We start from the raw sequence: 16,929 nt of genomic DNA, 5'->3' as shown, positions 1-16,929 counted from the left end.
GTAGGCCCGCGGGCTCAGTCCTTCCGGCGCGCCTCGCCGGCGGGCTCTCCGGTACCGGCGGCGTGGCCGCCGAGATGGGTGGGCGCCGGGGCGCGCTCCAGCTCGTGGCGGAGGTCCTCCAGCTCGCTTCCGCCCGCCATCTGCCGGGTGAGCTCGTCGAGTGTGACGCTCTGCTTGGTGTGGCTTCCGGACATCACACCGCGCTTGAGGAGCACGAAACGGTCGCCGACCAGATAGGCGTGGTGCGGGTTGTGGGTGATGAGCACCACGCCCAGACCCGCGTCGCGGGCCGCGGCCACATACTTCAGCACCACGCCGGACTGCTTCACACCCAGTGCGGCCGTCGGCTCGTCCAGCACCAGTACCTTGGCGCCGAAGTAGACGGCGCGGGCGATGGCCACGCACTGCCGCTCACCGCCGGACAGCGTCCCGATGGGCTGGTCGACGTCGCGGAGGTCGATACCCATCCGCAGCAGCTCGGCCCGGGTGGTCCGCCGCATCGTCTCCACGTCGAGGCGCTTGAAGGGGCCCTTGCCGCGGGTCGGCTCAGACCCGAGGAAGAAGTTGCGCCAGACCGGCATCAGCGGGACGACCGCCAGATCCTGGTAGACGGTGGCGATCCCCCGGTCCAGCGCCTCGCGCGGGCCGGTGAGGGAGGTCTCCTCGCCCTCGATGCGCAGGGTGCCGGCGTCGTGCCGGTGCAGTCCCGCGATGATCTTGATCAGGGTCGACTTGCCGGCGCCGTTGTCACCGAGGACACAGGTGATCTCACCGGCGTGGCACTCGAGGGAGACACCTTCGAGGGCCCGGATGTTGCCGTAGTACTTGCTGACGTCGTCGAGCTCGACAAGGGCACTCATTTAGGTGGTCGCCTCCGCACGCTTGCGTACCCATGCGTTGAGCAGGGTGGCCAGGAGGAGCATCGCTCCGAGGAAGAACTTGAACCAGTCCGGGTTCCACTCCGCGTAGACGATGCCCTTGCTGGTCATGCCGAAGATCAGCGCGCCGACGGCCGAACCGATCGCCGAGCCGTAGCCGCCGGTGATCAGACAGCCGCCGATGACCGCGGCGATGATGTACGTCAGCTCGTTGCCGACGCCCTCCCCGGACTGCACGACGTCGAACGAGAACAGCAGGTGCTGGCCGGAGACCCAGGCGGCGAAGGCCACACCCATGTACAGGAGGATCTTGGTCCGCTTGACCGGGACGCCCACGGCGCGGGCCGCGTCGGCGCCGCCGCCGACCGCGAAGATCCAGTTGCCGAAGCGGGTGCGGAGCAGGATCCAGGTGGCCAGCGCGATCAGCACGACCCACCACACGATGGTCGCCTTGATCGTCGTGCCGCCCACGGTGAACTCGCCGAAGACGCTCTTGGCGGACGGGAAGCCCTCCATGTCGCCGATGGACTTGGTCGAGACGGTGCCGCTGATGAGTTTGGTGAGGCCGAGGTTGAGGCCCGTCAGCATCAGGAACGTGCCGAGCGTGATGATGAAGCTGGGCAGTTTCGTACGGGTGAGCATCAGGCCGTTGAAGGCGCCCAGCCCGAGGGTGACCAGCAGGGAGACAAGGGCTCCGACCCAGACGTTGGCCGTCATCTGGTAGCTGAACATCGAGGAGATCAGCGCGGAGCTGGTCACCATGACACCCGCGGAAAGGTCGAACTCCCCGCCGATCATCAGCAGCGCGACCGGCACGGCCATGATGCCGAGGGTCGAGGCCGCGTACAGGACGGTGGCGAGGCTGGACGTCCGCAGGAAGGCGTCCGCGACGACGGAGAAGAAGACGAAGACGGCGACGGCGCCGACGACCGAGCCCAGCTCGGGGCGGCCCATCAGCTTCCGCAGCGGGGACGTGCGCAGCAGCCGCTCGTCCGTCCTGTCCGGCGCCTTGTCGGGTGTGGCCGGTGGTGCGCTCGTGCTCATCGGGTCCCCCGCTCCGTGAATTCCTCGAGCTCGGCGGCGTCCTTCTCGGTGATGATCTGGGGTCCGGTCAGGACGGGCCGCCCTCCGCCGAGGACGTCGGCGTTGTACTTGTAGAGCCACAGCAGGTCCACTGCCTGGTAGCCCTGGAGATAGGGCTGCTGGTCGACGGCGAAGCCGAGCGTGCCCTCCTGGAGTGCCTTCGCCACCTTGGGGTTGAGGTCGAAGGTGTCGATCTCGGCCTTGGACCCCGCGGTCCTCCTGGCCTGGACGGCGGCGTCCGCGAAGGGCGCGCCGAGGGTGACGACGGAGTCGATGGACCGGTCGGCCTGGAGCTTCGCCTCGATGGAGGCCTGGACGTCGGGCATGTTGGTGCCGTCGACGTACAGGTTCTGCATGTCGCCGCCGAAGGTCTTCTTCGCGCCCGCGCAGCGCTGCTCGTGGCCCACGTTGCCCTGCTCGTGCAGGACGCACAGGGCCTTCTTCTTGCCGCGCGCGTCGAGCTCGTCGCCGACGGCCTCGCCGGCGATCGTCTCGTCCTGGCCGATGTGGGTGAGGGCGCCGTACGCCTTGGACTGCTCGGATCCGGAGTTCACCGTGATCACGGGGATGCCGGCCTTGCGGGCCTTGGCGACGACGGCCTTCATCGCGTCGGGCTTGGCGAGCGTGACGATCAGCGCGTCGACCTTCTTGGAGATGTAGGAGTCGACGAGCTGCGCCTGCTGCTGTCCCTCGTCGCTGTGGGCGTAGAGGAAGTTGATGTTGTCCTTGGCGGCGGCCTGCTCGGCGCCGCTCTGGACGATGTCCCAGAACGTGTCGCCGTCGCCCGAGTGGGTGACCATGGCGAAGGTCCAGCGCGGCGTGTTCACCGCGGCCTTCCCGGCCGCGGCCTGGGCCTTGCGGGCGTCCTCCGCCCGCTTGCCGCCGGTGCTGCTGCATCCCGCGAGGGACATGCCGAGTACCGCCGCCAGCACCGCGCCGAGCGCGCGTACCCCTGTCCTTGCCCTTGCCACGACGTGGTGCCCTTCTTGCCGTACTCGCTGTCCTGCCTGCTGCGGCCGGCCCCGGGACGGACCCGGCCGGCCGCCCAAGTATCGGTCATCGCTGGTCGCGGGGTCGGCAGCGGGGGCGGGCAGGCGGCTGCGGGGGCCGCTTCGAGCGCGTTCACCGCGTGCCGTCGGCCGTGAGCTTCTCGAGCGCGGGGACATCCTTCTCGGTGACCAGGGCGGGACCTGTGAGGATCGGCTTGCCGCCGCCGATCACGTTGCCGTTGACCTTGTTGAGCCACAGTTCGTCGACCGCGAGATAGCCCTGGAGGTAGGGCTGCTGGTCGACCGCGAAGGCGATCTCCTTGGCCTTGAGACGGGCGACGACCTCCGCGTTGAGGTCGAAGGTGCTGATCTCCGCCGCCGACCCTGCGCCCTGCTTCGCCTTCACCGACGCGGCGGCGAAGGGCGCCCCGAGGGTGACGACGGCGTCGATGTCCTCGGCGCTCTGGAGTTTCGCCTCGACGGAGGAGGTGGTGGCGGGCATGTTGGTGCCCTCGACGTTGAGGTTCTCGACCGTGCCGTCGAAGGTCTTCTTCACGCCGGCGCAGCGGGCCTCGAGGGAGACGTTGCCCTGTTCGTGGATGACGCAGAGCGCCTTCTTCTTCCCCTGGGCGTTGAGCTCCTCGCCGACGGCCTCGCCGGCCACCGACTCGTCCTGGCCGATGTGGCTGAGCGCGCCGAGGCCGTCGGAGAACTCCGCTCCGGAGTTGATCGTGACGACGGGGATGCCCGCCGCCACGGCCTTCTTCACCACGTCGCTCATCGCTTCCGGCTTGGCGAGGGTGACGATGATCCCGTCGACCTTCTGGTCGATGTACGTCTGGACCAGCTGGGCCTGCTCCTTGCCCTCCGGGTTCGCCGCGTAGAGGAAGTCGACGTTGTCCTTGCGTGCGGCGACCTTGGCCCCGCTCTGGACGATGTCCCAGAAGGTGTCGCCCTGACCTGAGTGCGTCACCATGGCGATCTTCATCCGGGGGGTCTTCGCGGCCTCGCCGCCCGCGCCGTCCCCCGACGGCTTCTCGTCGGCGTCCTTGCCACCGGAACTGCTGCATCCGGCGACGACGACCAGGGCACATGCGGCGAGCAGGGCTGCTGCCGTGCGGGGGCTACGCATGGTGGGTCCGCCTTCTCTCCCGGCCGCCCGGTTGCGGCTGGGTGAGTTTCTACGGCTGCTCCGCGACCCCGTCAAGACTTTGTCCGAACATTCTTACGCGAGAGCCCCGCCCGCGGCCGGAGACGCGGTGATCTACGGCCGCACAAGGAGCTGGAACTCGAAGGCGTAGCGCGAGGCGCGGTAGACGTGGGAGCCGAACTCGACCGGCCGGCCCGTGTCGTCGAAGGTGGCGCGTTCCATCGTCAGGAGCGGTGCTCCGGCCGGCTCGCCGAGCAGTTCGGCCTCCTGCTCCGTCGCCGTGCGGGCGCCGACCGACTGGCGGGCGCTGTGCAGGGTGATGCCCGCGGCCCGCATCATCCGGTAGAGGCCGGTGGACTCCAGCCGTTCGGTGTCGCACTCGAGGAGGCCGGCCGGCAGATGGTTACGGAGCCGGGCCATCGGCTCGCCGTGGGCGTAGCGCAGCCGCTCGATCAGCCGCACGTCGCTGCCCTCGGGGACGCCGAGGGCGGCCGCGACCTCGGCGCTCGCGGGCTCGATCTCGTTGGTGAGCACGACCGTCGCGGGCCGCTGGCCGGCCGCCTCCAGGTCGTCGTAGAGGCTGCTGAGCTCCAGCGGCCGCCTGACCTGGCTGTGCACGACCTGGGTGCCGACGCCTCGGCGGCGCACCAGCAGTCCCTTGTCGACCAGGGACTGGATGGCCTGGCGGACGGTGGGCCGGGACAGCCCGAGCCGGGCCGCGAGCTCTATCTCGTTGCCGAGCAGACTGCCGGGGGTGAGCGCCCCCCTCTCGATGGCTGATTCCAGCTGCTGCGAAAGCTGGAAATAGAGCGGGACCGGGCTGGTCCGGTCCACGCTCAGCTGGAGCGACAGCGACGGTCCCGTCTCGTGTCTGGGCTGCTTGGGCACGTGAGGGAGCGTAGTCGCACGCCATGTTGACGGGAAGTCGTGAGGTTCGATTGTCAGGACAAAGTCTTGACAGCGCGGTGGCCCCACCTCCACCTTTGGGCCATGCGCATCGGACTCATCGGGACGGGACGTATCGGCAGCTTTCACGCGGGGGTGCTCAGCCGCCACCGCGAGGTGGGTTCCCTGGTCGTGGCGGACACCGACGCCGTCCGGGCGGCGGAGGTGGCGGACCGCTGCGGCGCCACCGCCGCGCCCAGCAGCAACGAGGTCTTCACATGGGGCGTGGACGCGGTGGTGATCGCCTCCGCGACCGCCGCGCACGCCGAACTGATCGCCCGTGCCGCGCGCGCCGGCATCCCGGCGTTCTGCGAGAAGCCGATCGCCCTTGACCTGCCGGGCACCCTCGGGGCGCTGCGGGCGGTCGAGGAGGCGGGGACCGCGCTCCAGCTGGGCTTCATGCGGCGCTTCGACGCCGGCTACACGGCGGCGCGCGAGCTGGTGCGCTCCGGCCGCCTCGGCCGGCTGCACACCGTACGGGCCATCACGTCCGACCCCGCGCCGCCGCCCGCGGCCTACCTGCCGCTGTCGGGCGGCCTGTACCGGGACTGCCTGGTCCATGACTTCGACATCCTGCGGTGGGTGACCGGCCGTGAGGTCACCGAGGTGTACGCGACCGGCTCGGACGCCGGCCACCCGATGTTCAAGGAGGTGGGCGACATCGACACGGCGGCGGCGCTGCTCACGCTCGACGACGGGACGCTGGCCACGGCGACCGCCACCCGCTGCAACGGCGCCGGCTACGACGTGCGGATGGAGCTGGCCGGCGAGCTCGACCAGGTCGCCGTCGGCCTCGACGACCGTACGCCGATCAGCTCCACGGAGCCGCACGGCCTGCCGCCCGTCGACAAGCCGTGGCCGGGCTTCCTCGAACGTTTCGCCCCGGCGTACGAGGCGGAGCTGGACGCGTTCGTGCGTCTGGTGGCGGGCGAGGCGGAGAATCCGTGCGACGGCCGGGAGGCACTGACGGCGCTGCGGATCGCGGAGGCCTGCGAACTGTCCCGCCGGGAGCACCGTCCTGTCCGGCTGGAGGAGATCCCGGCGGACTGACACGGCGGGCCGGTCACCGGCCCGCGGACGTCACGATGTCCCCGCGGACAGGACGGTGCCCTGTGCGACGGCGCAGAGGATCTCGTCCCCGTCGGCACCGACGGTGAGCAGATCGCAGCGGACGACGGCCTGCCGTCGTCCGGTGTGCACGACGGCGGCACGGGCGACCAGCGTTCGTCCGGTGGCGGGCCGCAGGTACTGCACGGAGAAGCCGCCGGTCAGCACGGCCGGCCCGAGGGTGGTCCCGGCGGCGAAGGTGATCGAATTGTCGGCGGCGTACGCGAGGACTCCGCCGTGCAGATATCCGTTCTGCTGGCGCAGGTCCTCACGGACGTCCACCTCGAGCACGGCCTCACCGTCGCCGAAGGCGGTGATCCGCGCGCCGAGCAGTCTGCTGAACGGCTGGCTGTCGAGCACCTTGCGCGCGGTGTCGAGATCAAGTCCGGTCATGTGCGCACTCCATGGAAGTCGGGTCGAGGGCGTCGAGCACGGCACGGAGCGCGGCTCGCGCCTCGCTCTCCGTGCCGTCGGCCGGCCGCGGTTCGTCGAGCTGTTCGATCCAGGCCCGGACTCCGGCGGACGGGTCCGGCGCGGCGAAGGCGAGCGCCCCGGCGCTCGCCGCCTGCTGCCGCTCGTGGGCGTCGTACCAGCAGGTCCACTCCCAGCCGGGCCAGCCGGGCAGCCGGCGGGCGGCCGCCGCCCCGCCGTGGAAGTTCCCGCGGGTCCAGGCGGCGACGCGACGGGCGGGTACATCGATGTGCACCCCCCCGTAAGGGATGCGGAGCAGCCTGGACACCCGGGTGACCGGCAGCAGGTGGCGGACGACGTCGGGGCCGTGTGCCAGCACGTCGGACACGTTCTCGCCGAAGACCGCGTGCGCCTGCGGACCCTCCCGGTAGGTCATCGTGACGGCGATCGTGAAGTCCGGCTCGTCGGGGGAGGCGGCGAACAGCGGGCCGCCGGGCCGGGTGCCGAGTTCCGAACGCACGGACTCCCGCTCCAGGCCCACGTGGGCGACGACGTCCTCCAGCCCGTCGTACGCCCAGCGGACCTCCCAGCCCGGCCAGGTCCTGGCGAGGACGGCGAACAGGGTCCGTCGCTCCTCGTACGTCTCCAGGTGCCAGGTGAACAGCAGCAGGACACGGCGGTCGTGGTCGACGACCGCCGCGGCCTCGCACGAGATGTCGTCCATCCAGCCGCGGGGCCCCACGGGCTCCAGACCGGCGATGAAACGGCCGAACTCCTCGGGCCCTTCCGCCGCGTCGACGGCCAGGCGCCGCCCGCCCCGGCGGAAGTAGAACTGCTGCCAGGCCCCGTCCCTGACCACCACATAACGTGCCCGCTCGGCCACGGCCGGCCCTACCAGCGCACCGGCAGCCGGCGGACACCACGCATCAGGAGGCCCGGCAGCCATTCGTACGTGTCCGCCGGGGAGTCCAGGGCGAGGTCGGGGCAGCGTTCCAGGAGGGAGCGGACGGCGATCCGTGCCTCCAGACGGGCCAGTGGCGCGCCGAGGCAGAAGTGGATGCCGTGCCCGAAGGCGAGATGGCCCCGGGTGTCCCGGCGGATGTCGAAGCGGTCGGGGTCGGCGTACCGGGCCGGGTCGCGGTCGGCGGCCGCCAGGCCGATCAGCACCATCGCGCCCTGCGGAACGACCTGGTCGCCGACCGGCACGGGCGCGGTGCTGAAGCGGACGGTCGCGGTCTCCACGGGTCCGTCGTAGCGCAGCATCTCCTCGACGGCGCCGTCGAGGAGGGAGAAGTCGGCGCGCAGGGCGGCGAGTTGGTCGGGGTGGGTGAGCAGGGCGCGCACACCGTTGGAGATCAGGTTGACGGTCGTCTCGTGGCCGGCGACGAGCAGGAGGTAGGCGAGGGCGCGCAGTTCGGCCGTGGAGAGCCGGTCGTCCTCGGCGGCGGGACCGTCCGCTTCGGCGGGGCCGGGGAGGGTGCGGACGAGGGCGGAGAGCAGATCGCCCGTCGGGGCGGCGCAGCGCTTGTCCTCGATGAGTTCGTCGAGGTAGACCGCGAGCTGCCGGACGGCGTCCTCCCCCGCTTCCTGGGAGGTCGGGGCGACCACCTCGTTCGACCACTTGCGGAAGGCGTCGCGGTCGGCGGCGGGGATGCCCAGGAGTTCGCAGATCACGACGATCGGCAGCGGGAAGGCCAGCGCGTCGACGAGGTCGGCACGGCCGGCCGGCAGCATCTCGTCCAGGAGATCGTCCGTGATCCGCTGGACGCGGGGCCGCAGCGCCTCCGCGCGACGCGGGGTGAACTCACGGCTGACCAGCTTGCGCAGCCGGGTGTGGTCGGGCGGGTCGAGCACGAGGAGGTTGGGGCCGATGACCTGCTCGTCGAGCATGGTCACGCCTATGGTGGCCGGCGATTTCGACAGCCGCGCGTCGGAGAGTGCCGCCCGTCCCTCCTCGTGGCCGACGATCAGCCAGAACTCCCCGCCGTCGGCCCCGCGCACGCGGTGCACGGGGCCCGATTCCCGCAATCGCGCGTAGTACGGATACGGGTTCGCGGTGAAGTCGGGCCCGTACTGGTCCAGATCAACGATGGTCACCGGCTCACCCTACGTGCGTTCCTCGTCGTCGAGCAGGCCCGCGTCGTGCGCCAACAACGCGATCTGGACACGGTTGTTGAGGTCCAGTTTGGCCAGGATGCGGGACACGTGCGTCTTGACGGTGGCGACGCTCATGTACAGCGTCGCCGCGATCTCCGCGTTGGAACCGCCGCGGCCGACGGCGAGCGCCACCTCCCGCTCGCGGCCGGCGAGCAGTTCGAGACGGCGCAGGGCCGCGGCCCTACGGGTGTCGGCGCCGCTGCCCGCCACATGGGTCATCAGCTGCCGGGTGACCGCCGGGGACAGCACCGGATCGCCGGCGGCGACCCTGCGCACCGCGGCGACGATCTCCGCGGGCGGCGTGTCCTTCAGCACGAACCCCGCCGCACCCGCACGCATGGCCCGCAGCACCTGTTCGTCGGCGTGGAAGGTGGTCAGCACCACGACCTCCGGCGCATCCGGCCGGCGGCGCAGCCGCTCGGTGGCGGCGAGGCCGTCCATGACCGGCATGCGGATGTCCATCAGGACCACGTCCGGCCCGTGCCGGTCGACGAGTTCCGCCACCTCGGAGCCGTCGGCCCCCTCCCCCACGATCTCGATGTCGCCGGCCCCGCCCAGCATGAGGGCGAGGCCTGCCCGTACGAGCGGGTCGTCGTCCACGACGATCAGCCGGATAGTCATGCGGACCACGGTAGCCAGGCCCGTACCCGGAATCCGCCGTCGCCCCGCACACCGTGCTCCAGCCGTCCGCCCGCGAGGGTAGCCCGTTCGGTCAGGCCGATCAGGCCCTGGCCGGATCCGGGGACCTTCGGGACCTCGCCGGCCGGGGCCTCGTTGTCGACCTGCACGGTGATCCCCTCCCCCGGGCTCCCGCTCAGTGAGAGGGTGACGTCGGTGCCCGGGGCGTGCTTGCGGGCGTTGGTCAGTCCTTCCTGGGCGATGCGGTACGCGGTACGGCCGGTGGCGGCGGGCACGCCGTCCGGGTCGGCGACGGCGTTGTCGAGCGTGACCCTCATACCGGCATCCCGGGACTCACCGACCAGTGCGGCGAGGGTCGCGAGCGTGGGCTGGGGCCGGTCAGGGCCGTCGCTGTCACCGGGGGCACGCAGCACGCCGATGATCTGACGCAGGTCCTGGAGCGCCTCGTGTGCGCTGTCGCGGATCACACCGGCGGCCCTGCCGACCTCCGCGGGCGGCGCGTCGGGCCGGAACTCGAGCGCTCCGGCGTGCACGCTCAGCAGTGTGAGCCGGTGCGCGAGCACGTCGTGCATCTCGCGGGCGATGGCCTCGCGGGCGAGCCGCTGCGCCTGCGCCGCGCGCAGGGCGGCCTCCGCCTCGGCCCGCCGGGCACGTTCACGCAGGGCGATGACCAACTGGCGGCGGGCGCGCACCAGCATGCCCCAGCCGACCATCAGGAGCACCAGTACGACCCCGGCGACCGTGGAGGCGAGGAAGGAGACGCTCGGGTCCGGCCGCAGGAGGGCCTGGACCGCGCCGGACACCATCGCCAGCACTCCGATGACGGCGACGGGCCGGAACGGGCGGTGCACGGCGAGGCTGAACAGGCTGAGCATCAGCGCGCCTCCGGCCGCCGGGGCGACCGCGGAGACGGCGACCATGGACGCGGCGAGTGATACGGGCGCCCGCCGGCGGACCCACAGGGCGCAGCAGGCGGCGGCGCCCAGCAGCTGATCGGCGACGATCACGGCTTCGGAATTCCCCGCCTGGGCACTGGCGTCGGCGGCCAGCACGCCGATCAGGGCGGCGGCCAGGAAGACGAAGGTGTCGACGACCCAGTCGCGTACGGTGCGCCGGGGCCTCGCCCTGCCCTGGTTGCCGGGCAGGTCGGGGTCGGGTGGGTCGGCCATGGCCGAGGGCAGCAGCCATGGGTATTCGGCGCGGATCATGTCGACAAAGCTACGAGGCCCGTGGCTCGGATGTGCCCTTCCGGGCGCCGGAAGCGACCAAAGTCGCGGGACCGGATACTTTCGTCGGCCGTGGTCGGTGCCGACGCCGGACGCGCGCGGACGCAGCACCGCGCGAGGCTGCGGGCATGAAGAAGATTCTCGAGGTCGGCGGGTTCCTGCTGTTCGTGTGGGGCGCGGCGGGTGTGGCCCACGAACTCACAGGCTGGTTCAAGCTCTGGGGAGTCGTGCGGCGCCTGAGCTTCCTCGACGGCCATGAGCTCTACGCGAGCATCGTGCTGGCGGTGCTCGGCGGGGTGATGATGGTGGCGTCGGACCGGTTCCGCTGAGGATCAGGTGCCGGCGCCCTGGTCGCGCCCCGCGTCCGACCACGCCGGCGCAGCGCGCCGCTTCGGGGCGGGACCGCGCCCGGCGCCGGACCGCGCCGAGCCTGACCGCGCACCGCCGCACCGGGCCGCACCCGCGTTGCCGCCGTCGAGCCGGGACATCGCGGGCCGCGCCGACCGCCGCCGTCAGGCCTTGTCCTTCGCCGGCCGCTCCGCGTCCATGAGCCGGGCGACCTCCGCCGCGTGCTCGCTCAGGCGGTTGCCGACGCTCCCGCTGGTGTAGAGCGCGGTGCCGACGACCGCGACCGGCACGGACAGGCCGAGGATGCCGAGGAGTTCGGGCCAGTCGCGCTCGGACTCGCATGTCGCGTCCTCGCCGCCCTCGTTGGCCGTGCCCCACTCCGTCAGCAGGCGGGACTCACACTCCTTGCCCTCGCCGTACGTGCTGTCGAGGGTGTACGGGAGGAGCAGCAGCACGCCGAACCACACCCACAGCAGCGCCGCCACGGACAACAGGGCGAAGCCCCAGGTCTGCGTCCGCTTGGCGCGGGCGCGGAAGGCCATGTCGTACTGAAGCGATCGCATGGGCGTCGAAACTAGCAGTCGGCCCTGTCGGCTGCGCGGCGCCCCCAGGTCGTCCCCGCGAGCACCAGAGCCGCGCCCACCAGGCCGACCGCGCCGATGTGTTCGCCGCCGATCGCGATGCCCGCGGCGGCGGCCCACAGCGGCTCGGTGCCGAGGAGCAGACTGACGCGGGACGGCGAGCTGCGGCGTACGGCCCACATCTGCACGAAGAACGCGAACAGCGTGCAGAAGACGGACAGGAACACCAGCCCGGCCCATTCACGTGGCCCGAAGCCGACGGCCACCGCCCACGGTGACGCCCCGCCGCCCGGCAGAACGGCCAGCACGGTGAACACGGCGACCGCCGCCCCGAGTTGCACCGTCGTCAGGGAGAGGGAGTCCGCGCCGCGGACCGCCTTGATCCTGGCCATGGCGAGCACATGGACGGTGCGGACCACGGCGGCCAGCAGCATCAGCAGGTCACCGGTGGAGGGGGTGGTGAAGCCCGCCCCCTGGGTCAGCAGCACCACGCCCGCGACCGATACGGCGGCCGCGGCGAGGAAGGACGACGGGGGCCGGCGCCGGGTCACCGCCGCCTCGGCGAGCGGCGTGAAGATCATGGTGAGGCTGATGATGAGGCCGGCGTTGGTGGCCGAGGTGTGGACCACGCCGTAGGTCTCGAGCAGGAAGACGGCGCTCAGGACCAGTCCGAGCAGCCCGGCCCCCCGCCACTGCGCGGCGGTCAGCGACCGCAGCCTGCGCCGTCCCGCCACGGCGAGCGCCGGCAGGACGAGCGCGAACCGCAGGACGAGGACGGCCACGACGGTGTGCGTGGTCGTGATGCCCTTCGCCGCGAGATAGCTGGCACCCCAGACGACGGCGACGACCAGCACCGGCAGGTCGGTGAGCCAGGCCCGGCGGGGGGCGAGTGCGGGTGCGGGTACGGCGATCGACGACACCTGGTCTCCAGCGGACACGACGGGGTGGAGACGTCAGCGGCTCGCACACGGGAGCGATCACCGTACCGGGACCCGCGCAGGGGTTGCTACAGCTCCTCCGCGTAGCTGCCGTACTCGGGGCGGCCGGCGAGCTCGTACGTGTGGATCGCCGCACCGCTGCCCGTGGTCCGCGCCTCGAGGTGCCTGAACGCCGTGGGCCTCGCACCCTCCGGGAACAGGCGCATGCCCGTGCCGAGCACGACCGGGAAGACGACCAGATAGAGCTTGTCGACGAGGTCGTGCGCCATCAGGGTCTGGGCGAGCTTGCCGCTGCCGTGCATCTGGAGTTCCCCGTCGGTGCGTTCCTTGAGTGCGGTGACCTCCTTGACGATGTCGCCGCGGATGACGGTGGTGTTCTCCCAGTCGGCCGACTCGAGAGTCGTCGAGACGACGTACTTGGGCAGGGCGTTGAGTTTGCCGGCGACCGGGTCGGCGGGGTCGGTCTGCTTGGGCCAGTAGCTCGCGAAGATGTCGTAGGTGCGGCGGCCGAGCAGAAAGGCCCCGACCCGCCCGAAGACCTCGTTGATGAACTGCCCGAAGTCCTCGTCCCCGTACGGCACGGACCAGCCGCCGTGCTCGAATCCGCCGGTGGTGTCCTCCTCGGGCCCGCCGGGGGCCTGGTAGACGCCGTCGAGGGTGAGGAACTGGGTGAGGGAGAGCTGTGCCATGGTTCCTTCGCCTTTCATCGCTTTTCAGCGGGTTTCGATGAGTCTCACAGCTCTGACCGCACCGGGCCCCCGAACTCATCGGCGCGCCGAGCGCGATGTCCGATCACCGCCAGCACGGGGCCACCGGAAGCGATGTGATTGAAGCCGCAACCACTTAGCGGATGTTGGAGGCTCGGATGAACGGCAAGGTGGCTCTGGTGACCGGCGGAAGCCGCGGGATCGGCGCGGCGACCGCACTGCGGCTGGCCCGTGGCGGGGCGGATGTCGCGATCACCTATGTGGCGGGGAAAGAGGCCGCGGAGGAGGTCGTGCGGCGGATCGAAGAGGTGGGCCGGCGCGGGGTGGCCCTGCGGGCCGACTCGGCCGACGCCACGGAGGCGGCGAACGCCGTGGACCGCACCGTGGAAGCCCTGGGCGGGCTCGACATCCTCGTCAACAACGTGGGTGTGGGCCTGCTCGGGCCGCTCGAGAGCATCACGCCGGCCGATGTGGACCGGGTGCTGGCCGTGAACGTACGGGGCGTCTACCTCACGTCCCGTGCGGCCGCCGCACGGATGGGGAGCGGCTCGCGGATCGTCACGATCGGCACCTGCATGACCCAGCGGGTGCCGGGCCCCGGGGGCACCCTGTACGCGATGAGCAAGTCCGCGCTGATCGGCCTCACCAAAGCGCTGGCGAGGGAGCTGGGCGGGCAGGGCATCACGGCGAACATCGTCCACCCGGGTCCGGTCGACACCGACATGAACCCGGCGGACGGCCCGTACGCGGACCCGCAGAAGGCGGACACGGCGCTCGGTCGCTTCGGGCGGCCGGAGGAGATCGCGTCGATGGTCGCGTATCTGGCGGGCGGCGAGGCGGAGTACATCACCGGCGCCGAGTTCTCCGTGGACGGCGGGCACGCGGCCTGAGACATGCGCGCGGGGCGCACCGTTGCTGTCGGCCGGTGCGCCCCGCGGGGCCGGGGAGGGTGTCGTACCTCCCCGTTCTGTGGCGGCTGTGCGCCTCCGGGCTCCTGGCGGACGCCTGCCGCCGGGCTCCGGCGGGTGTGAGCCGCCGAACTCGTGACGGACGCCCGCCCGCAGGGCTCCGCCGGGCACTGTCGGCCGACGCCCGCCCGCAGGGCGCTGCAGGGAACCCTCTGCCCACGCCGCCGGGCTCCGCCGGAAACGATCAGCCGCCGAGCTCCTGGTGACGGGCCGTCAGGCGGGCCGCGCCCTGCTCGGTCAGGGAGCCGAACAGCCGCAGGCGGGAGATGCCGCCGTCGGGGTAGATGTCGATCCGCACATGGGTGCCGACCACGGGGGCGTCGAGCACGAAGCGGTGGTTGGTGTCTGGCTGCAGCCGGGTGCGCCGCAGGACCTCGCGCCACTCGCCCTCGGCGCCGTCCCGTACGGACAGCGCCGCCCAGCCCGCGCTGTTGCCCTTCAGGTACGCGGTGTCGATCTCGACCGCACGGATCTCCGCCTGCCCGACCAGCTGGTAGCGGATCCAGTCGTTGCCCTTGTCGCGGCGACGGCGGGTCTCCCAGCCGTCGTCCATCTTGCGGGAGCGGCCGGGCTGGATGGTGTTGGTGGCCGGGGAGTAGAAGCGGTCGGAGGCGTCCTCGACCTGGCCGCCGTTCTCGAGCGCGACGAGGTCGAAGGTGCCCAGCGCGCCGAGCCAGGCGGGGTCGGGCACGACCTCGCCGTGGACGCGCAGGCGGGCGATGCCGCCGTCGGGGTGCTGGTTGACGCGCAGGTGCGTGAAGCGCTGCTCGACGTCGACGGCGAAGCCGTTGGCGGCGTGGCCGCCGACGGCGGTGCGCGGGACGAGCGTCGTCCACTTCACGTCGTCGCCGAGGAGCTCCTCCGGGGAGGGCGAGCCGGCGACCGAGGTGCCCTCGATCGACACGGCCTGCGGGTAGTTGCCGCGGAAATGCGCGGTGTCGACGACGATGCCGCGTACGACGCCGGGGGCGCCGAGGCGCACCAGTGCCCAGTCGTGGTCGTCGTCGGTGGGGTGGGGCTGCTCGGCACCCACGCCGCGGCGGCGGCGGGTCTCCCAGCCGTCCATGATCTTGCCCTTGTGGCCGAAGTGCTCGGGGTCGAACTCGGCGGGCTCCGGCTTCAGCAGGTTCTCGCGCTCGGCGAAGAACTCGTCGTTGGCGGCGACGACGCCCGCGCCGAGGCGGCGGTCGGCGAGGTCGGCGTACTGCGTGAACGGGAAGTCGGCCGCACGGTAGTCGGCGTACGGGTCGCCGCCGCCGTAGGGGCTGGCGTCACCGGTGAAGGAGGGGATGGTGGATGCAGACACGGTTCAGTTGTTCCTTTCGAGCAGCCGGCCCGTCGGCTCGGCCAGGTTGCCGTTCTCCACGATCCGCTTGCCGCGCAGCCACGTCGATCCGACCACCCCGTACAGCGTCCTGCCCGCGTAGGCGGTCACCTGGTTGCGGTGGTGCAGTTCCGCGGGGTCGACGGTGAAGGTCGCGTCGGGGGCGAGGACCGCGAAGTCGGCGTCGCGGCCGGCCTCGATGGCGCCCTTGGTGCCGAGGCCCGCCAGGTCGGCGGGGGCCTTCGCCATCCAGCGGACGACGTCGTCGAGGGTGTGGCCGCGCTTGCGGGCCTCGGTCCAGATCGCGGGCAGGCCCAGCTGGAGCGAGGAGATGCCGCCCCAGGCGGATGCGAAGTCCGGGGTCTTGAGGTCGGTGGTGCAGGGAGAGTGGTCGGAGACGATGCAGTCGATCGTGCCGTCGGCGAGGCCCTGCCAGAGCGCGTCCTGGTTCGCGGCCTCCCGGATCGGCGGGCAGCACTTGAACTCGGTCGCCCCGTCCGGGACCTCTTCCGCGGTGAGGGTGAGGAAGTGCGGGCACGACTCGACGGTGATCGCTACGCCCTCCCGCCGGGCCTCGGCGATCAGCGGCAGTGCGTCGCTGGAGGACAGGTGCAGGACGTGGACGCGGGCGCCGAGCCGCTTGGCGTGCGAGATCAGGTTCCCGATCGCGGTGTTCTCGGCGTCCCTGGGCCGGGAGGCGAGGAAGTCGGCGTATCTGGGCCCGCTCCGCTGCGGCGCGGAGGCGAGGTGGTGGGGGTCCTCCGCGTGCACGATCAGCAGGCCGCCGAAGCCGGAGATCTCGGCCATGGAGCGGGCGAGCTGCTCCTGGTCGAGCTCGGGGAACTCCTCGACGCCCGACGGGGACAGGAAGCACTTGAAGCCGAAGACTCCGGCGTCGTGCAGCGGCCTCAGGTCCTTGACGTTGGACGGGATCGCGCCGCCCCAGAAGCCGACGTCGATGTGCGCCTTGGGGCGGGCCACGTCGCGCTTGACGGCGAGGTGGTCGACGGTGGTGGTGGGCGGCAGGGAGTTGAGCGGCATGTCGAGCAGGGTGGTGATGCCGCCTGCGGCGGCCGCGCGGGTGGCGGTCCAGAAGCCCTCCCACTCGGTGCGGCCGGGGTCGTTCACATGAACGTGGGTGTCGACGAGGCCGGGGAGGACGACGTCGTCACCGAAGTCCTCGAGCCGGGCCCCGGCCGGCACGTCGGCGTCGTACGGACCCACCGCGGCGATCCGCCCGCCGGCGACGGCTACCGTCGCGGCGCGCGTCCCCTCGGGGGTGATCACGCGCGTCGAGCGCAGCACCAGGTCCACTTCCACGTCGGACACCCGCTCCCCTCACTTCCACTGCTCAGCGAAAATTCAACGAACTGTTGAAGGAGTCTTCCCCTCTCGTCGATACCCGTCAAGACCCGCCCGGGCCGGAAGATCACGCTTGTACGTTTCCACAAAGTGGAAGTACAATTCCACTGCGACGT

Annotated in this window: 18 protein-coding genes; 3 read left to right on the top strand and 15 right to left on the bottom strand. The window is 71.6% G+C overall.

Features of this window, described 5'->3' with window-relative positions:
* Positions 1–14: 14 nt before the first annotated feature.
* From ACTMTU_RS01415 to ACTMTU_RS01395, 5 genes are all read right to left on the bottom strand, one after another.
* Positions 15–860 carry an ATP-binding cassette domain-containing protein gene (locus ACTMTU_RS01415; protein WP_441261548.1) on the bottom strand — a complete coding sequence of 282 codons (846 nt, stop codon included), beginning with the start codon at positions 858–860 and terminating at the stop codon, positions 15–17.
* Positions 861–1,922, bottom strand: coding sequence for an ABC transporter permease (locus tag ACTMTU_RS01410; protein ID WP_441261547.1), 1,062 nt, complete (start codon positions 1,920–1,922; stop codon positions 861–863).
* Positions 1,919–2,932, bottom strand: a complete 1,014-nt coding sequence (locus ACTMTU_RS01405) for a sugar ABC transporter substrate-binding protein (protein WP_441261546.1) — start codon at positions 2,930–2,932, stop codon at positions 1,919–1,921. Before ACTMTU_RS01405 ends, ACTMTU_RS01410 begins: the two co-directional genes overlap by 4 nt.
* Positions 2,933–3,083: 151 nt before the next feature.
* The gene (locus tag ACTMTU_RS01400) at positions 3,084–4,082 is read right to left on the bottom strand and encodes a sugar ABC transporter substrate-binding protein (protein ID WP_307709184.1); all 999 of its coding nucleotides are present in this window, start codon (positions 4,080–4,082) and stop codon (positions 3,084–3,086) included.
* 132 nt (positions 4,083–4,214) lie between these two features.
* Positions 4,215–4,934, bottom strand: coding sequence for a GntR family transcriptional regulator (locus ACTMTU_RS01395; protein WP_441261962.1), 720 nt, complete (start codon positions 4,932–4,934; stop codon positions 4,215–4,217).
* Positions 4,935–5,090: 156 nt separating this feature from the next.
* Between ACTMTU_RS01395 and ACTMTU_RS01390 the strand changes: the two genes are divergently transcribed.
* Complete coding sequence (locus tag ACTMTU_RS01390) at positions 5,091–6,095, top strand: Gfo/Idh/MocA family protein (RefSeq protein WP_441261545.1); 1,005 nt, start codon at positions 5,091–5,093, stop codon at positions 6,093–6,095.
* Between the two features lie 30 nt (positions 6,096–6,125).
* Here ACTMTU_RS01390 and ACTMTU_RS01385 read toward each other — a convergent pair whose 3' ends face one another.
* From ACTMTU_RS01385 to ACTMTU_RS01365, 5 genes are read right to left on the bottom strand one after another with little or no spacing between them, the layout of a single operon-like run.
* Entirely contained in the window at positions 6,126–6,545 is a 420-nt protein-coding gene (locus ACTMTU_RS01385) for a PaaI family thioesterase (RefSeq protein ID WP_441261544.1), read from the bottom strand.
* A complete protein-coding gene (locus tag ACTMTU_RS01380; RefSeq protein ID WP_441261543.1) occupies positions 6,532–7,446 on the bottom strand; it encodes a hypothetical protein in 915 nt (304 codons plus the stop codon). Before ACTMTU_RS01380 ends, ACTMTU_RS01385 begins: the two co-directional genes overlap by 14 nt.
* Before the next feature lie 8 nt (positions 7,447–7,454).
* The gene (locus tag ACTMTU_RS01375; RefSeq protein WP_441261542.1) at positions 7,455–8,660 is read right to left on the bottom strand and encodes a cytochrome P450 family protein; all 1,206 of its coding nucleotides are present in this window, start codon (positions 8,658–8,660) and stop codon (positions 7,455–7,457) included.
* A gap of 9 nt (positions 8,661–8,669) precedes the next feature.
* The gene (locus ACTMTU_RS01370) at positions 8,670–9,341 is read right to left on the bottom strand and encodes a response regulator transcription factor (protein ID WP_441261541.1); all 672 of its coding nucleotides are present in this window, start codon (positions 9,339–9,341) and stop codon (positions 8,670–8,672) included.
* Positions 9,338–10,567: a sensor histidine kinase gene (locus tag ACTMTU_RS01365; RefSeq protein ID WP_441261540.1), complete on the bottom strand. Its 1,230-nt coding sequence runs from the start codon at positions 10,565–10,567 to the stop codon at positions 9,338–9,340. Before ACTMTU_RS01365 ends, ACTMTU_RS01370 begins: the two co-directional genes overlap by 4 nt.
* Positions 10,568–10,713: 146 nt before the next feature.
* Here ACTMTU_RS01365 and ACTMTU_RS01360 point away from each other — a divergent pair, with 146 nt between their 5' ends.
* Positions 10,714–10,914: a hypothetical protein gene (locus ACTMTU_RS01360; protein ID WP_307709177.1), complete on the top strand. Its 201-nt coding sequence runs from the start codon at positions 10,714–10,716 to the stop codon at positions 10,912–10,914.
* A 183-nt stretch (positions 10,915–11,097) separates the two neighbouring features.
* Here the strand turns inward: ACTMTU_RS01360 and ACTMTU_RS01355 are convergent, their stop codons facing one another.
* The 3 genes from ACTMTU_RS01355 to ACTMTU_RS01345 all read right to left on the bottom strand — a co-directional run bounded on the left by ACTMTU_RS01355 (position 11,098) and on the right by ACTMTU_RS01345 (position 13,141).
* The gene (locus ACTMTU_RS01355; protein WP_441261539.1) at positions 11,098–11,496 is read right to left on the bottom strand and encodes a hypothetical protein; all 399 of its coding nucleotides are present in this window, start codon (positions 11,494–11,496) and stop codon (positions 11,098–11,100) included.
* Positions 11,497–11,507: 11 nt separating this feature from the next.
* Positions 11,508–12,434, bottom strand: coding sequence for a DMT family transporter (locus ACTMTU_RS01350; RefSeq protein ID WP_441261961.1), 927 nt, complete (start codon positions 12,432–12,434; stop codon positions 11,508–11,510).
* Between the two features lie 86 nt (positions 12,435–12,520).
* Positions 12,521–13,141 (bottom strand): dihydrofolate reductase family protein, encoded by a 621-nt coding sequence (locus tag ACTMTU_RS01345; RefSeq protein ID WP_441261538.1) that lies wholly within the window; start codon positions 13,139–13,141, stop codon positions 12,521–12,523.
* A 176-nt stretch (positions 13,142–13,317) separates the two neighbouring features.
* On the opposite strand from ACTMTU_RS01345, the gene ACTMTU_RS01340 reads away from it, so the two are divergent.
* A complete protein-coding gene (locus tag ACTMTU_RS01340; RefSeq protein WP_441261537.1) occupies positions 13,318–14,049 on the top strand; it encodes a 3-oxoacyl-ACP reductase family protein in 732 nt (243 codons plus the stop codon).
* A 262-nt stretch (positions 14,050–14,311) separates the two neighbouring features.
* Here ACTMTU_RS01340 and alc read toward each other — a convergent pair whose 3' ends face one another.
* On the bottom strand, positions 14,312–15,433 hold the full coding sequence (gene alc, locus ACTMTU_RS01335; RefSeq protein ID WP_441261536.1) for an allantoicase: 1,122 nt from the start codon (positions 15,431–15,433) through the stop codon (positions 14,312–14,314).
* Positions 15,434–15,436: 3 nt separating this feature from the next.
* On the bottom strand, positions 15,437–16,780 hold the full coding sequence (gene allB / locus ACTMTU_RS01330; RefSeq protein ID WP_441261535.1) for an allantoinase AllB: 1,344 nt from the start codon (positions 16,778–16,780) through the stop codon (positions 15,437–15,439).
* Between the last annotated feature and the right edge of the window lie 149 nt (positions 16,781–16,929).

It is taken from the genome of Streptomyces sp. OZ13, from assembly GCF_052068155.1.
Lineage (GTDB): Bacteria > Actinomycetota > Actinomycetes > Streptomycetales > Streptomycetaceae > Streptomyces.
Note: the sequence above shows the minus strand (reverse complement) of the source record. Positions and strands in the feature narration are given on the sequence as shown.

Excerpts from the sequence above, each read along its gene's own strand:
- ACTMTU_RS01385 (WP_441261544.1), bottom strand. The coding sequence starts at position 6,545 with ATGACCGGACTTGATCTCGACACCGCGCGCAAGGTGCTCGACAGCCAG.
- ACTMTU_RS01390 (WP_441261545.1), top strand. The coding sequence starts at position 5,091 with ATGCGCATCGGACTCATCGGGACGGGACGTATCGGCAGCTTTCACGCG.
- ACTMTU_RS01345 (WP_441261538.1), bottom strand. The coding sequence starts at position 13,141 with ATGGCACAGCTCTCCCTCACCCAGTTCCTCACCCTCGACGGCGTCTAC.
- ACTMTU_RS01340 (WP_441261537.1), top strand. The coding sequence starts at position 13,318 with ATGAACGGCAAGGTGGCTCTGGTGACCGGCGGAAGCCGCGGGATCGGC.
- ACTMTU_RS01360 (WP_307709177.1), top strand. The coding sequence starts at position 10,714 with ATGAAGAAGATTCTCGAGGTCGGCGGGTTCCTGCTGTTCGTGTGGGGC.
- ACTMTU_RS01415 (WP_441261548.1), bottom strand. The coding sequence starts at position 860 with ATGAGTGCCCTTGTCGAGCTCGACGACGTCAGCAAGTACTACGGCAAC.
- ACTMTU_RS01400 (WP_307709184.1), bottom strand. The coding sequence starts at position 4,082 with ATGCGTAGCCCCCGCACGGCAGCAGCCCTGCTCGCCGCATGTGCCCTG.
- ACTMTU_RS01370 (WP_441261541.1), bottom strand. The coding sequence starts at position 9,341 with ATGACTATCCGGCTGATCGTCGTGGACGACGACCCGCTCGTACGGGCA.
- ACTMTU_RS01355 (WP_441261539.1), bottom strand. The coding sequence starts at position 11,496 with ATGCGATCGCTTCAGTACGACATGGCCTTCCGCGCCCGCGCCAAGCGG.
- ACTMTU_RS01365 (WP_441261540.1), bottom strand. The coding sequence starts at position 10,567 with ATGATCCGCGCCGAATACCCATGGCTGCTGCCCTCGGCCATGGCCGAC.
- ACTMTU_RS01410 (WP_441261547.1), bottom strand. The coding sequence starts at position 1,922 with ATGAGCACGAGCGCACCACCGGCCACACCCGACAAGGCGCCGGACAGG.